At 61.6% G+C, this 15,540-nt stretch carries 12 protein-coding genes; 5 read left to right on the forward strand and 7 right to left on the reverse strand.

Features of this window, described 5'->3' with window-relative positions:
• The first annotated feature begins 2 nt into the window (after window positions 1–2).
• From AB6N07_RS24380 to AB6N07_RS24390, 3 genes are all read left to right on the forward strand, one after another.
• Window positions 3–497 (forward strand): chemotaxis protein CheW, encoded by a 495-nt coding sequence (locus AB6N07_RS24380; RefSeq protein ID WP_370678316.1) that lies wholly within the window; start codon window positions 3–5, stop codon window positions 495–497.
• 86 nt (window positions 498–583) lie between these two features.
• Window positions 584–1,441, forward strand: coding sequence for a protein-glutamate O-methyltransferase CheR (locus tag AB6N07_RS24385; protein ID WP_370675621.1), 858 nt, complete (start codon window positions 584–586; stop codon window positions 1,439–1,441).
• Window positions 1,442–1,612: 171 nt separating this feature from the next.
• Window positions 1,613–2,719: a chemotaxis response regulator protein-glutamate methylesterase gene (locus AB6N07_RS24390; protein ID WP_370675622.1), complete on the forward strand. Its 1,107-nt coding sequence runs from the start codon at window positions 1,613–1,615 to the stop codon at window positions 2,717–2,719.
• A 41-nt stretch (window positions 2,720–2,760) separates the two neighbouring features.
• Here AB6N07_RS24390 and AB6N07_RS24395 read toward each other — a convergent pair whose 3' ends face one another.
• The 6 genes from AB6N07_RS24395 to AB6N07_RS24420 all read right to left on the reverse strand — a co-directional run bounded on the left by AB6N07_RS24395 (window position 2,761) and on the right by AB6N07_RS24420 (window position 10,123).
• On the reverse strand, window positions 2,761–3,846 hold the full coding sequence (locus AB6N07_RS24395) for an HAD family hydrolase (RefSeq protein ID WP_370675623.1): 1,086 nt from the start codon (window positions 3,844–3,846) through the stop codon (window positions 2,761–2,763).
• Window positions 3,847–3,938: 92 nt separating this feature from the next.
• On the reverse strand, window positions 3,939–4,973 hold the full coding sequence (locus AB6N07_RS24400) for an ABC transporter ATP-binding protein (RefSeq protein WP_370675624.1): 1,035 nt from the start codon (window positions 4,971–4,973) through the stop codon (window positions 3,939–3,941).
• Window positions 4,963–5,991: an ABC transporter ATP-binding protein gene (locus AB6N07_RS24405; protein WP_370675625.1), complete on the reverse strand. Its 1,029-nt coding sequence runs from the start codon at window positions 5,989–5,991 to the stop codon at window positions 4,963–4,965. Before AB6N07_RS24405 ends, AB6N07_RS24400 begins: the two co-directional genes overlap by 11 nt.
• A gap of 8 nt (window positions 5,992–5,999) precedes the next feature.
• Window positions 6,000–7,139, reverse strand: a complete 1,140-nt coding sequence (locus tag AB6N07_RS24410; protein ID WP_370675626.1) for an ABC transporter permease — start codon at window positions 7,137–7,139, stop codon at window positions 6,000–6,002.
• A 9-nt stretch (window positions 7,140–7,148) separates the two neighbouring features.
• The gene (locus tag AB6N07_RS24415; RefSeq protein WP_370675627.1) at window positions 7,149–8,135 is read right to left on the reverse strand and encodes an ABC transporter permease; all 987 of its coding nucleotides are present in this window, start codon (window positions 8,133–8,135) and stop codon (window positions 7,149–7,151) included.
• A 68-nt stretch (window positions 8,136–8,203) separates the two neighbouring features.
• Window positions 8,204–10,123, reverse strand: a complete 1,920-nt coding sequence (locus AB6N07_RS24420; RefSeq protein ID WP_370675628.1) for an ABC transporter substrate-binding protein — start codon at window positions 10,121–10,123, stop codon at window positions 8,204–8,206.
• 711 nt (window positions 10,124–10,834) lie between these two features.
• Between AB6N07_RS24420 and AB6N07_RS24425 the strand changes: the two genes are divergently transcribed.
• Together AB6N07_RS24425 and AB6N07_RS24430 are read left to right on the forward strand one after the other, a co-directional pair.
• Window positions 10,835–13,369 (forward strand): hypothetical protein, encoded by a 2,535-nt coding sequence (locus AB6N07_RS24425; protein WP_370675629.1) that lies wholly within the window; start codon window positions 10,835–10,837, stop codon window positions 13,367–13,369.
• Window positions 13,370–13,379: 10 nt separating this feature from the next.
• Complete coding sequence (locus AB6N07_RS24430; protein ID WP_370675630.1) at window positions 13,380–14,492, forward strand: glycoside hydrolase family 105 protein; 1,113 nt, start codon at window positions 13,380–13,382, stop codon at window positions 14,490–14,492.
• On the opposite strand, the gene AB6N07_RS24435 is transcribed toward AB6N07_RS24430, so the two are convergent.
• On the reverse strand, window positions 14,455–15,489 hold the full coding sequence (locus AB6N07_RS24435; protein WP_370675631.1) for a LacI family DNA-binding transcriptional regulator: 1,035 nt from the start codon (window positions 15,487–15,489) through the stop codon (window positions 14,455–14,457). The genes AB6N07_RS24430 and AB6N07_RS24435 overlap by 38 nt on opposite strands.
• Window positions 15,490–15,540: the final 51 nt, after the last annotated feature.

Below are 15,540 nucleotides of genomic sequence, written 5' to 3' on the forward strand. Positions count from 1 at the left end.
TGATGACGGCCCGTTCTTCGGAGACCCAGTACGTCACCTTCGCCCTCGGCAGTGAGGTGTTCGCGGTCCCCGTCGCCGTGGTGCGGGAGATCCTCGACCATGAGGAAGCCTTCCGCATCCCGAACGGCCCGGACTATTTGGTCGGCCTGCGCGACGTGCGTGGACAGGGCGTGCCGGTGATCGACCTCAGGCTGAAGCTCGGCCTCAGTCCTACCGTGCCGACCCCCCACACCCGTGTGCTGGTGGTCGACATCACACTCGGCGAGCGTCAGTTGTCGCTCGGCCTCGTCGCCGACCGGGTGTTCGAGGTGGTAGCCTTCCAGGGTGATCAGATGGAGGCGGCGCCGGACATCGGCGTCCGCTGGAACTCGGACTATATCGACGGCGTCGTCCGGCGAGATCAGGGCTTCGTGGTCGTCATCGATCTCGGAAGACTGCTGGCCACCAGCGATCTTGTCGCCCTTGGGGGTGCGGATACCAACCGCGCCGTTGCCTGACCCGATACAACACTGCCCGGCTCCGCCCAATAAGGCGGAGCCGGGCCTTCAATCAGACCAAACCTTCACATATGGGGACCGAGCCCTTGTCGTCTGTCCAGGCTACTTATTCCGATCGTTCGGTCGACCAGCTCAGCGCCAAGAATTTTCGGCGTTTGTCGGCGTTTGTCAGCAGCTATAGCGGCATCAAGATGCCCTCGGGCAAGCAGACGATGCTGGAAGGGCGCCTGCGTCGCCGCATGCGCTCAACCGGCTTCGAGTCGCTCGACGAGTATTGCGCCTATTTGTTCGACAATGGCGGCCTCGATACCGAAGCCGTAGCGCTCATCGACGCGGTGACGACCAACAAGACCGATTTCTTTCGCGAACCCAAACACTTCGAATATCTGGAACGGCAGGTACTGCCAGCCTTCGTGCGCGGTGGCCGGACCTCATTTCGGCTATGGAGCGCAGCCTGTTCGGTGGGAGCCGAGCCCTATACCATCGCCATGGTCATGGCCGGGTTTGCCGAACGGTCCAGGCCTATCGACTACTTCATTCTTGCGACCGACCTGTCCACAGACGTTCTTGCCGCGGCTCGAAAGGGCATTTATCCCGAAGGCATGCTGGCGCCGGTGCCAAACGCCTACATGCAACGGTTCGTGAAACGCTCAAGCGAGCCGAACAACAACCTCGTCCGCATAGCGCCGGCCCTCCGTTCCAAGGTCGGTTTTGCGCGCCTGAACTTTATGGATGACGCTTATCCGGTCGGCGAACCGATGGATGTCATCTTCTGCCGCAACGTCCTCATCTACTTCGACAAGCCGACGCAGGCAAAGGTTCTGGGGCGCTTGTGTGACCGCCTGGCGCCGGGGGGATATCTGTTTATCGGTCATTCGGAATCGATCACCGGCTTCAACCTGCCTGTTCGCACGGTGGCGAATACGATCTTCCAGAAGATATAGGACGCACTGCCACGAAGCGCCGCCCATCCTCGGGCGGCGATCGACTGGGTCCAAAGCTGACTTGCTGCTTCGATTACCACCGTGATAGGCCAAATGGGTCTAGCGCGCCCGTTAGCAGCAGGCATGAGCTACCACCGCCGAGCCCCCGCCCGTTTTTTGAACGAGGTGACGTTGACCAGCCCAAAGCGCATCCGCGTCCTCATTGTCGACGACTCTGCATCCGTCAGGCAGACATTGGCCACCATTCTCGGCAATGATCCCGAGATAGAGGTGATTGGTGTGGCCGCCGATCCCTTCGTGGCGGCCAAGCGCCTGCGGGAAGACATTCCCGACGTCATAACGCTCGACGTCGAGATGCCACGCATGGATGGCATAACGTTCCTCAAGAGGTTGATGGCTCAGCATCCCATTCCGGTGGTGATGTGTTCTTCGTTGATCGAAGAGGGCTCGGAAACGCTGATGCAGACGCTGGAAGCCGGCGCGGTCGACGTTATTCTGAAGCCGAAGATCGCCGCCGCCGATCACCTTGCTGAGCAGGCACTGCTGATTTGCGATACCGTGAAGAGCGCGGCCCGTGCCCGCGTGGGCGCGCGGCGCAACAAGTCCCCGACCACCACCATGGCAACGGGAATGAAGACACCAGCGCCTAAACTCACGGCCGACGCCATGCTGCCGCCGGCGGGGCACCGCGCCATGGCCAAGACGACCGAGATCATCATCGCCGTCGGCGCCTCGACAGGCGGAACAGAAGCTCTGCGCGAATTTCTCGTGGCCCTTCCGGCCAACTCCCCCGGCGTCGTCATCGTGCAGCATATGCCGGAGCATTTCACTGCTGCCTTTGCCAAGCGGCTCGATGGCTTGTGCCAAGTGAGTGTCAAGGAGGCCGAAGACGGCGATCCGGTGCTGCGCGGCCATGTGCTAATCGCGCCGGGTGGGCGTCACCTGTTGCTCGAACGACAGGGCGCGCGCTACTACGTCACGGTGAAGGACGGTCCGCTGGTCTCGCGCCATCGACCTTCCGTGGACGTGCTGTTCCGCTCGACCGCCCGGGCAGCCGGCCCCAACGCCATCGGTGTCATCATGACCGGCATGGGCGATGATGGCGCCCGCGGAATGCTCGAAATGAAAGAGGCCGGCGCCTATACCATCGCGCAGGACGAGGATAGCTGCGTGGTGTTCGGCATGCCGAAGGAAGCCATCGCGCGCGGCGGCGTCGACACCGTCCTGTCGCTCGAAGACATCGCCCCGCACGTGATCCTGCAACAATCGAGGCGATAAAGGCCGGGGGACTGGCGAGCCAGCTCAGCGTGGCAAAACTGCTAGAGCGACAGCTCGATCCGCTCGAGAAGGTCGGGCAGGTCCTCGATATAGTCGATGGCAAAGCGCGGCTTTTCCGAAGCGTCCCTCGGTGTGTGCGTCCGCCGGGTCGACCAGCGCATGAAGACGCTGATCAGGCTGGCCTCGTTGGCCCCCTTGATGTCGCGTTCGAGATTGTTGCCGACCATGACGACGCGGTTTGCCGCTTCACCGGGAAGGCCGAGCGCGGCCAGCGCCGTTTCGAACATGCGGCGGTGCGGCTTGGCGACTCCGAGATCGCCCGAGATCACGTGCGCTTCGAAGTCGTTCCACAGACCATGCTGGCCGAGGATATTGACGAAGGTTTCGCGTGGCCCATCGGCAACCAGTGCCAAGCGGTAGCCGCGTGCCATGAGGCGGCGGGTGAGATTTTCAGCACCTGGAATGAGGTCCGCCGAACTGACGATCTCCGTCGTCTCGTCCTTCACCTCGGTGCTTTCGTCGGCCAATGTGTCGCCGCAGTCGAGAAAGACGGCCTCGAGATGTGGCACGCTTTGGCGAATGTCGGAGATCAGCGACTGAATCCGACCTGGAATCCACGCGGCAAGGTCCGCCCAAGGAGCGAGCGGCGCGGCCTCACAGGGCGAAGGTGCCGAGAACTCGAAAGCTGGACGAAAGGCATCCCTCTTCAGCTTCAGCGCGGCGAGCCGGTGGTCAAGGGCCGTCGCAGTGATTTCGCCGCGATCGCCGAACGGGTTGTCGACATGCACGCCGTCATTTCCGGCGAACGGCCCGCACTGGGCAGCGATGCGCGCAAACGCCGGCTGCATTGCGACGGGGCTCGACCAGATGGCGTGCTTGCCGGGCTCAAGATAAACGACCGGCCGGCCGGCGTCGACGGCGCACCCCGTCAGATCGACACGCCGACCGTGCTGAGATCCTTCGACGGCGATCACATCTCCAGCGGCGTCGACATGCACCCAGACGTGTTCTAGGTCGTAGAGATGGCCGATGTCCCAATCGCACCAAACAGTATACTCGATCACAGCCGCGCCACGCGGGACGAGGTCGAAGGACGAGGATGGCGACCGCGCCGGTTCGGTTGTCACGAACCAACCGAGCCGGCTCGGTGGATAAGGCTCCGTCCGGCAGCATAAAAGGACTGGCCGGTGGTCGGCGACCAGCTTTTCCCAAACGCCCATCAGTAGGCCCCGGTCAACGATAGTTCGCCGGCAAAGTGACAGCGGGAGAAGCGGCCCGGCAGAGCCTCCCGCAGGTCCGGCTCTTCGACCTTGCAGATATCCTTGGCGTACGGACAACGCGGATGGAAAGCGCAGCCGGTCGGTGGATTGGACGCATCGGGGATTTCCCCCTTCAGCATGATGCGCTTGCGGCCGCGATTGCGTTTCGGATCAGGCTGCGGCACCGCCGACAGCAGGGCCTCGGTGTAGGGATGCAGCGGCTGCTCAAACATCGGGTCGGTGCCGGAGACCTCCATCAATCGCCCGACATACATGACGCCGATGCGGTTGGAGATATGCTGCACCATCGAGAGATCGTGGGTGATGAACAGATAAGTGAGGCCGAACTGCTCTTGCAGGTCCTGCATCAGATTGATGTTCTGGGCCGCCACCGAGACGTCGAGGGCCGATACGGCCTCGTCGGCGGCGATGAAGGCGGGATTGAGGGCAAGCGCGCGGGCAATGCCGATACGCTGGCGCTGACCGCCGGAGAAAGCGTGCGGGTAGCGGCCGCGGAACTCCGGCCGGAGACCCACCAGCTTCAGCAGATCAGCCACCCGGTTGTCGAGTTCGGACCCGCTGGCGACGCCGTGGACCAGCAGCGGTTCGCCGACCAATTCCCGCAAGGTCATGCGTGGATTGAGCGACGAATAGGGATCCTGGAAGATCATCTGCATTTGGCGCCGCAGCGCCTGCAGCTCGGCCTTGCCAGCGGTTGCCAGTTCGACGGTGTTGCCGTCGTCACGGCGGAAACGGATCGAACCGGCCGTGACATCGTAGGCGCGCAGCATCAATCGAGCCACGGTCGACTTACCCGACCCGCTTTCGCCGACCAGGCCGAAGGTTTCGCCCTTGGTAATGGTGAAGCTCACGTCGTTAACGGCTTTGACGACCGGCTTCGCCTTCTGAAACAAGCCCTTGGCCGCGCCGCCGAAATGCTTGCTGAGACCTTCGACCGCGAACAAGGTCTCGGAATTGAGCGGCTCAACCGACATCCGGTCCTCCGGTCTGGTTCTGAGAGTGAAGATGGCAGCGAACATTGCGGCCGCCGGCAAGATTGATGAGAGGGGCATCCAGCCGGTCGCAAGTACCGGCAACCACCTCCGAACAGCGGGTGTGGAAGGAGCAGCCCTTGGGCAGTTCGAACGGATCCGGCACCATACCGGGAATGGTAGTAAGCCGGCGTCGGCGTTCCGCGCCAAGGCGCGGCACCGAAGCCATCAGCGCCCGGGTATAAGGATGCTGGGGACTTTCGAAAATATCGTCCACCGGTCCGCTTTCGACGACGCGCCCCATGTACATCACCGCGATGCGATCGGCGATATCAGCCACCACGCCGAAGTTGTGGGTGATGAAGATGATTGCCATGCCGAGCCGCTCCTGCAACGACTTCAGCAGATCGAGGATTTGCGCCTCAGTCGTGACGTCGAGCGCCGTCGTCGGCTCGTCGGCAATCAGCAGGCTCGGATTACAGGCAAGCGCGATGGCGATCATGGCACGCTGGCGCATGCCGCCGGACAGCTCATGCGGATAGGCATCGAGCATCTGGTCGGGTCGCGGCATCTGCACGAGTTGCAGGAGTTCGCGCGCCCGGTCGCGTGCCTCCTTCTTGCCGAGGCGGAGATGCAGACGGATCGGCGTCATCACTTGGTGCCCGATGGTGTGCACCGGAGACAGCGCCGTCATGGGCTCCTGGAAGATCATGCCGATATGCCGACTGCGCAAGGATCGAATTTCCTTGCCCTTGCGATCGAGCTTGGCGATATCGACTTCACGGCCCTCGGGGGTCCGGAACACAACACTGCCACGCGACAGCGACGCCGTTTTCGGCAACAACTGCATGATCGACCGGACCGAGATCGACTTGCCCGATCCGCTTTCGCCGACGATGCCGAGCACTTCGCCCTTGCGGACGTGCAGCGAGACGCCATCGACGGCCCGCACCACGCCTTCGCGCATGCGAAACTCGACACCAAGGTCGGTGATTTCAACGAGAGGAGTGTCTTCAGTCATAAGCATGCTCACCGGCCGTACGGGTCGGCAGCGTCGCGCAGACCGTCACCGAGGAAGTTGAAGCCCAGAACGATAATGACGATCGCCAAGCCCGGCAGCAGCAGCCAGGGCGCCTGAACGATGACGCGCAGGCTCTGCGCCTCTTGCAGCAATACGCCCCAGGAAACGACCGGTGGCCTGAGGCCTAGGCCGAGGAACGACAGAGCGGTTTCGCCAAGGATCATTTCAGGCACCGACAGCGTCACCGCCGCGATGATGTAGGAGGTCATGGCCGGCAGCATGTGCTTGAGGATGATCCGCTGTTCGGAAGCGCCGAGCAGACGGGCAGCCAGCACGTAGTCTTCGCCGCGCAGTGACAGGAACGAACCGCGCACCGTGCGGGCGAGATAGGTCCAGGAGATCAGCGACAGCAAGATGGTGATCAGGAAGTAGACGAACAGCGGGTCCCATTCCACCGGCAGAGCCGCCGCCAGTCCCATCCATAGGGGGATGGTGGGGATCGAGCGAATGAACTCCATCAACCGCTGGATCGCCCCGTCGATCCGACCGCCGTAATAGCCGGAGATCGATCCCAAGGTGATGCCGATGAGGAAAGAGAAGAACACACCCAGGATACCGATGGTCAGCGTCGTTCGACCGCCGTGAATAAGACGGGAAAGCAGGTCGCGGCCGAGCGTGTCGGTGCCGAGCAGATAGATGCGCGCGTCGGGATCCTCGGCGCCAAACAGATGGATCGAGCCAGGAATGAGGCCCCAGAACAGATAGTCCGACCCTTGCGTAAAGAAGCTCAGCGGGACGATGTCATCGGTATCGACGGTGTAGACAACAGCCGCCGTTTCGAGGTCGCGCGTCCGCTTGAGGCCGTAGACGAACGGCCCGTGGAAATTCCACTCCTCGTCGAACAGATGCACCGGCTGGGGCGGCTGCATGGTCGCCATCTCGGTGATCTCGTAGGGATCGTAGGGCGCGGTAAATTCGGCGAACGCAATGGTCACATAGGCGAAGAGGAGCACGCAGAGGGAGACAACGGCGAGCTTGTGCTTGCGGAAACGCCACCACATCAACTGGCGCGGCGTGGCGCGGTAGAGCGCCTCCTTGGCGTCGTTGGTCTCGACGGGCGTCGGATTGATCAGGCTAGTGTCGGTCATACCGGTTCCTCAGCCTCGGCGCACGCGCGGGTCGGACAGCGCGAGCAGAATGTCGGAGATCAGCGTTCCTATGATGGTGAAAACGCTGAGGATCAGAATGAAACTGCCAGCGAGATACATGTCCTGGTTCTTGAGAGCTCTGAGTAACAGGGGGCCGGTGGTCGGCAGATTGAGAACAACGGCGGTTATGACGTCGCCCGAGATCAGCGACGGAAGCGCCCAGCCAATGGTCGAGATGAAGGGATTGAGGGCGACGCGCACTGGGTAGCCCCAGACGACTCGTCGTTCGCTGAGCCCCTGCGCGTAAGCGGTCTCGACATAGGGTTTATTGAGCTCATCGAGCATGTTGGCGCGGACGACCCGGATGAGGCCGGCGGTACCGGAGGTGGCCAGTACGACCAGAGGCACCCAGATGTGTCTGGCGACATCGATGACCTTGGCGAACGACCAAGGTTGTTGCTCCATACCCGGACTCATCAGACCGCCGACATCCATGTTGAGCCAGGAATAGGCCAGCCACATCAGGACGAGTGCCGTGAGGAATTCGGGAAAGCCACGGCCGATGAAGCCGAAAACCGTGAAGACGTAGTCAAGTGCCGAATATTGCCGCGTCGCCGAGTAGACACCGATTGGAATGGCAATCAGCCAGGTGAGCAGCAGTGAGCTGATCGAGATTGCCAGCGTGAGGCCAAGTCGCGTCCAGATCAGATTGGACACCGGCATATTGTAGTCGAGCGACTGGCCAAAATCGCCATGCAGCACGATGCCGGAAATCCACCACCAGTACTGAATGTAGATCGGCTGATCGAGCCCGAAATGGACGCGAATTTCCTGTTCCATCAGCGGATCGACCGTATCGCCCTGATGGCGCAGCTCCGCTACGTAGGCGGTCGCGTAGTCGCCCGGCGGCAACTGGATGATGATGAAGGCCACGATCGACACGGCGATCAGCATGGGAATGGACCAGAACAGCCGTTTCGTCAGGTAGGCCAGCATCGTCCATCAGGCTCCGTCGGAGGAATGAAAGTTGGGGGAAGGGCATCTCGGCCCTCCCCCCGTGTGTATCACTTCTTGAAGTAGAGCTGCGCCGGCTGGAAGTTGCCTTCGTTGCGCAGTACTTCCTCGTTGGTGAAGCCCTTCGGGAAGTTTCCGAGCTTGGCGTTGACGATCACCGGCGCCGCGCCCTCGCCGACCAGACCGATCATGTAGACCTGCCCCTTGAGGTCGGTGATCATGTCCTGGACGTGCTTGTGCGCCTCATCAAGCGTCGGTGCGCTGGCAGCAGCCTCCCAATCCGCCCAAACCTTGCGGATCGGATGGTCCTTCGGCGGCTCGACGCCATCGGCACCCTTGGTGTTCCACCACTTGTAGTAGTTCTCGGCATAAGATTCGTGGCCGAGAACCAGCGTCGGATCGGCCGACACCTGCAGCATGCGGTCGGCATAGGTATAGAACAGGTCGAAGTCGCCGTTCTTGAACTTCTGCGTCGCCATGTCTTCCTGCTCGATACGGATCAGGATTTCGATGCCGATGGATTCCCAGTTCTTGCGCAGCAGCTCGAGCGTCTGCGGCGGCAGGTCATCCTGCACGGCTTCAAGCGTCAGCGAAAGACGCTTGCCGTCCGGCCCAAGACGGAACTTGCCGTCCTTCTTGGTCAGGCCGATCTCGTCGAGCAGGGCGTTGGCCTTCTTCTTGTCGTGCTTCACCCACTTGCCGGCGAATTCCTTGTCGAAGAAGGGCGAGGCGGTCACAGGCGCAGCCTGGCGAGGCGTGGTGAGACCCGAGTAGACCACTTCGTTGATGGCATCGCGGTCAACAGCGATGCTCAACGCCTCGCGGAACTTCGGATCGTTGAACAGCTTGTTCTTGATCGGATCTGCGCTGGCGATATTCGGCATCACCGCGACGTTCTCGCCGCCCTTGGAAACCTCAACCTTGTAGCCGCCCTTGGCCTCGTTCTGCTTATAGAGCGGGAAGTCTGTCGCCGGCACGAAGCGCGACTGCATGTCGACCTGGCCCTGGACGATCATCAGGTTCATCGCCTGCTGATCCTGGAACACCTTGCTCTCGATCTTGTCGATATAGGGCAACTGGTTGCCGGCCTTGTCGACGGCCCAGTAGTATGGGTTGCGCTCCATGACGATGGTGTCAGCCGGCGGCGGCGTCACCATGCGATAGGCGGTGATCACCGGATAATCCGGATTCAGCCACCACGACTGGATCGGCCCCTTCTCACCCCAGAGATCGACCCAGCTCTTGACGCCCTTGTCGGTGGCGATCTTGGCCAGCTCGTCGGCGCTCACATACTTCGGGTGATACTTCTTCATATAGTGGGCCGGCACTAGGAACGAGGTGCGATCGAGGCCCGGCTTGCCCGTGCCATCCTTGGCGACGATCTCGGGGAACAGCGCGTAGGGCTTGGCGAAGGTGACCGTGAAGGTCTGGGCATCCTTGATGGTGACAACGAGCGGCTTGCCGTCGGCCATCAACGTCGACGGAATATTCGGCGTCAGGTCGGTGTTGAGGAAGACATCCTCGTACCAGAAGCGAACGTCATCGGTGGTCACCGGCTCGCCATCCGACCACTTGAGCCCCTTGAGCAGCGTGAAGGTGAACTCGGTCGAGTTATCGTTGACGGTGTAGGACTCGATGAAGCGCGGCTTCAGAACCGTCTTGCCGTCGACGTCCTGCATGAACTTCACGACCCGCTCTTCCATCAGCTTGGTCGTGCCCCAGCGATCGCCGATGCCCTTGTAGGCGCGATGCAGCGTGCCGCCATAAGTGCCGACCTCACCGAATACATCCATCACCGCCGGCTTTTCCGGCAGGCGCTGGTCGACCGGCGGCAATTTGCCCGCCTTAACAAGATCGTCGAGCATCGGCGACTGATTGAAGGCCAGCGCGGACGACGCCACACCAACGAGGAGAAGCGATGCAAGCGCGCCCCTGGTGGCATGGCGGAAAAGCGGAAGGCTGAAAGACATGCGAGTTCTCCTCTTCACGTTACGTTTGGCTCGATACGCCTACGGTTCGCACCGCCCGCGATCATCGATCGCGAGCGTTCTTACATGACGACAAGCACCCTCCCGTGAGGGGGCAAATCGAAAGTCTGAACCTCTCCATCCCGTCCGGCCGCCTCCGGCATTTGTGCCTTGAATTTTTTCAAGTACACGGCTCATGCCTCGGCCGGAACTATGCGCCGTTCTATTTTGTGCGGCTGCCTTTTTGTCCCGTGTATAAAACGCAGTATGTTGTGGCCTTCGTCACTAGGCAATATAAAAAAATTTTTATTTTCATCGACTTTGGTACCGATATAGGCACCTGAAATGCATGCTTTCGGCCGGTGTATCTTGATTTTATCCACCCTGAGTAGCGCACCTAGACCAACACTCAATCAGACTCAACGACAGCTTCGATCATAGAAAAAATTTGGTTTTCTATTTGATTTTATTATATTTTATTTCCCTGGCTCGTTAGACCACCTCGGCAGATCGACGCGATGCACAGCGCGTCAAAGTTGCTCTCGAAGCCAGTGCGTCCTCTCACTCAGAAACAAATTTGAAAATTTTCAATTTCGAGTTTGATTTCCTGTCTTGGTGCCCCTCCTTTGGTGCAGGCTTGACACCAACTCGAATTCCATTGATCTCTGCTGGGGCGTTCGGCATTTCTTTAGGGCAGGCCAAAGAAGAGACGCCATGTCGGAAAAAAATTTCAATATTTGCGATCGGATCGCCGCTCTGGCACTCGATGCCTACAGTCGTCCGATCAGCCTTGGCGAGGCGCTTGACCTATGGGCGCTGTCGCCGATCCGCGAGCAGCCTTTCCAGGGAGAGCCGGGGCTGCTCGTCGATCCTCAGAACTATCGTTTCGTCAATGGTTTCGTCGGCGTAGGCGACCTTCCCTGCCGGACGGCGTTCCGCTCCACCATGATCGGTCGCGACGTGCCGTTCGACGATCAGTGGCCGGTCAGCCATCTGCGCCTGCCGGATGCTGGTACGCGCATCGACTTTTCAGAGTTCTGGTACCGCCCGACCCACCTTTCGCGCTGGGCCGCGACCATCCTCGATATGCCCAAGGCAATCGAAGCCGCCTTCCGTCTCACCACCAACGGCGGCGTCCGCCTGTTCGTTGACGGCAAGGAGATTGTCCGATTTGAGCCATTCCGGCGCAACCGATCGGAAAGCGTCGATGTTCGGCTGCCGCTGGCGGCTGGCCTCAATCAGGTCATGGTGTTCACGGAAGACCTCGCGGAACGCGATACCGACTGGTTCTTCGAACTGGTCCGTCTCGACGACGCTCCGATCGTTGCGCGCTTGCCGATGAATGTTGGCGCCGCCGGGATCGGTGACGTCCAACGCCTCGCTGCCAGCGTACGGCCGGAGTTCGGGCTCAATATCGACCGCCCCTTCGCCCTGTTGTTCGACAATAGCGTTGGTGCCGATGTCGCCGTGCGCGTTGTCATCGGCAATCACGTCCATGAGCGATATGTCGTCCTTGAGCGCGATCTTCGTCTTGAGGCCGGAGAGCGACGCCTCGAGATCTGTCCGGCCGGCGCGATCATCGACGGGATGTATCGCGTCGTCGTCCAGTTCCACGTGGGCGGCGCGGTCGTCGAAAAGGTGATCGAAGGCGCCTTCCTGTCATCACTGACGCCACGGCCGGCGCTTTCCAGCATTGCCGAACGCAAGACAGAGGCATCGCGTTGGTTCGCGCAAAATGGCGAGCTTCTGGTCGGTCGCGTGCTGGCCATGCTGCACTCGGGCGAGGTTGATCCGCCCGTGATGCGCGCGATCCTTGAACGCACCATCGATTTCATCGTCAATCGAGAAGACTGCTCCGACTTCTGGATGGTGCCGTTGCTGTGGATCTGGCGCGATTATCGCGACCAGTTGCCCGAAGACCTGCGGCAAGCCGTGAAGGATGCGATCCTCGGCTATCGTTACTGGGTGGATGAACCCGGCAACGACGCCATGTGGTTCTGGAGCGAGAACCACGTGCTCTGCTTCCATGTGGCGCAGCATGTGGCAGGCCACCTCTTCCCCGACGAGCGTTTCGCCAATTCGGGCCGCAGCGGGCGCGATCAAGAGCGAGAAGGCGCCGAGAAGCTCGCACTCTGGTTCGATTCGATTGAGCGCGAAGGCCTCGCCGAATGGAACTCATCGGCCTATTACCCGATCGATTTCATTGGTTTGCTGGGCCTTCAGCATATGGCAGGCTCGCCTTTGAAGGCGCGTGCCGCCAGTATGCTCGACCGAATCTGTCAGATGGTGGCGTTGCACACCACTGCCGGCGTTCCCGGCGGCTCTCAGGGGCGCGCCTACAACAAGGAACTCCTCGGCGGTCCGCTCACCGAACTGGTGTCGATCGTCCGCATCGCCTTCGGTCCCGGGTGGCTCAACCACGGCGTCACCGCGCCGCCCATGTTGGCGGCCAGCGACTACGAGCCGCCGGCTAGCGCCATCGCCTTCGCCGATCCCGGTGAAGGGCAGTCGCTCGAAGCCCGCTACACGCAGGGTCTTGATCACACCGCCAGGCTGGTGGTCTACCGAACGCGGGATGCGCAGCTGTCGTCGGTGATCGACCACAATACCGGACGCCACGGACATCAACAGCACGTGGTCGACGTTCAGCTGTCCGGCCACCCACTGGCGCGTCTGTTCGTCAACCACCCCGGCGAGGAAGATCCCTCCGGCAGTCACCGCCCCTCCTTTTGGGCTGGCAACGGCGTGTTGCCGCGCGTCGGGCAGTTGCTCGACGTGTCGATGCTCGTCTTCGATCTCGGCGACGATCGCATTGGCTGGACGCATGGCTATTTCGGCCGCGAGGGCATGGACGACATAGAGCGCTTCGGCGACTGGCTGCTTGTCCGCTCCGGCAAGGGGGCCGCCGCCCTATTCGCCGCCAACGGCCTCTATCCGATCGAAACCGGGCCAACCGCCGATCACGAAGTCCGCTCCGATGGTCGGCGCAACGGCTGGATTGTGGCGATCGGCCAGAGCTTTGCCGAGCTTAAGGCCCGCGTCGGAACCGCCGACGTGCGCTTCAATGCTGAGGACCTCCGGCTCGACCTAAAGCTGCCTGACCGCCCGATGCTGACCCTGTCGCACACCGATGGCCTCAGCTTCGACGGCCGGCCGCGGCCGTTCAGCCATTTCATCTCGGCGCCGACGCTGACCTTCCACAGTGCCCAGCCCGCGATTTGCAACCTTTCCCCCTTCCTTTCCGCCTGAAAGTCCGACCATGCCTGCCAGTGAGAAAATTGCCGAGACGCTACAAATGGTCGCGCTTGGTCTTTGCCGCCTGAAGGGTATCGGCGAAGGTCTCGCCCCCGTTGACGGCAAGGTGAAAATACAGTTCGACGAGTGGGACTGGGAGGTCGGCGTCGGCCTCTACGGCTTCTACAAACAAGCCATTCTCAATGACGATAAGGCGGCGATCGATGCGCTTGTCGATTGGTTCGACTGGCAGATCGGACGCGGGCTGCCGCCGCGCCAGATCAACTCGACCGCGCCCATGCTGCCGCTGGTCATGCTGCTCGGCCATGTCGACCGGCCGGCTTTCCGCGACCTCGTGGAGGATTGGGCCGACTGGCTGGTCAATTCGCTGCCGAAGACCGAGGACGGCGGCTTTCAGCACGTGGTCAAGGAACGACTCAACGAGGGCGAACTCTGGGACGACACGCTGTTCATGGCCTGTCTGTTCCTCGCCCGCGCCGGCAAGGTGTTCGGTCGCCAGGATTGGATCGACGAGGCGGTCTATCAGTTCCTGATCCACGCCCGCTATCTGGCCGATCCGGTTTCAAGCCTCTGGTATCACGGCTGGACATTCAACGGCCGGCACAATTTCGCCCAGGCATTCTGGGGGCGCGGCAACGCCTGGATTACCGTTGCCATTCCCGAATTGTTCGAACTGATCGACGCAGTGCCGGAGCCGGCCGCCCGCTACCTGAAGCGCGTCTACGTGGCACAGGTCGAAGCGCTCGCCGCCCTGCAGCGGCCCGACGGCATGTGGACGACATTGCTCATCGATCCCTCTTCGCCGATCGAGACGTCGGCGACCGCCGGCTTCGCCTACGGCATGCTGCGCGGCATCGACCTCGGGCTGATCGGAGAGGAACTGCGGACCACTTGCGATCGCGCCATAGCGGCGGTGCTGCAACGCATCGATGCGGCCGGAATCGTCCGCGAGGTATCCGACGGCACCGCCATGGGGCACGATCTCGAGCATTATCTCAAAATCGGCAATGTCGCCGCGCCCTATGGTCAGGCTTTGGTGATGCTGCTGCTCGTTGAGATTTTGAAGGGCAATGATGCCATCAGCCGGAAAGTGGCCGTACCGTCGCCCGCTGAATAAGCCGGCAGCCGATTTCGACCTTCAGTGCCGCGCGAGCCGGGTTGTTGGCAAGGATGTGCAGCTCGATGAGGTTGAGAGCTATCGCGCCAAACTGGTCCAGTGGCACGTGCACGGTGGTCAGCGGCGGCCGGGAGAGTTCGCCCAGCATGATGTCGTCGAAGCCAATGATCGAGACATCGTCCGGCACCTTGACACCACGCCGCTCGAAGGCACGCAGAGCACCGAGCGCCAGATTGTCCGAGGCGCAAAAGATGGCCGTTGCTCCTCGGAGGCCGCCATCGCGGTCGAGCAGGCGATCGACTTCGGCCTCGGCGTGTTCCGGCTCGAAACTCGCAGCCCTAACGATCGCGTCCTCAGGGATGGGCAGATTGAATTCGCGGAACGCGTCGAGAAAACCATCCTGGCGGTGCCGGATGGTCTGTCGGCCGTCCCAGGTCATGTGAAGGACGTGGCGATGGCCGAGTTGCAGCAGATGGCGCGTCGCTTCCAGGGCGGCAAAGCGATTGGCCGGCACCACCGTGTCGACCGACATCGAAGGGTCCTCGCCGTTGACCAGCACGGCTGCGACGTCAAGACCGCCGATCGCCTGCAACAGGTCGGGCCGATCATCGGTGAACAGCACCAGACCCTGCGGCGTCTCGGTGCGCAACGTTTCGCGGATGGCGGAGATCTGAACCGTTCGGCCGACGCCAACGACGGGGATCACCCGGATGGAGCGACGATCGCATTCCTGGCGCAGGCTATTGAGGATCGCCACCGTGAACAGGTTGGTGTCGATCTGGGGCGTGGCATCCTCCGGGATCGCCAAAAGCAGATCCGACAGCGCCGAGATGGAGGCGCGCACCCGCCGCTTCTCAAGATAGCCGAGCTGCCGCGCCGCCCGAATCACCCGGTCGCGCACGTCCTTGCTGAACGGTGCGGTTCCGTTCAAAACATGCGACACCGTGCTGATGGCGACGCCTGCCTGCTGGGCGATTTCCTTGATGCCGGCTTTCATGACGCGGATCCTCTTTCGGTTCGGCACTTGTATAATTTCAAATGGGTTCGG

The organism is Pleomorphomonas sp. PLEO, from assembly GCF_041320595.1.
Taxonomy (GTDB): Bacteria; Pseudomonadota; Alphaproteobacteria; order Rhizobiales; family Pleomorphomonadaceae; genus Pleomorphomonas.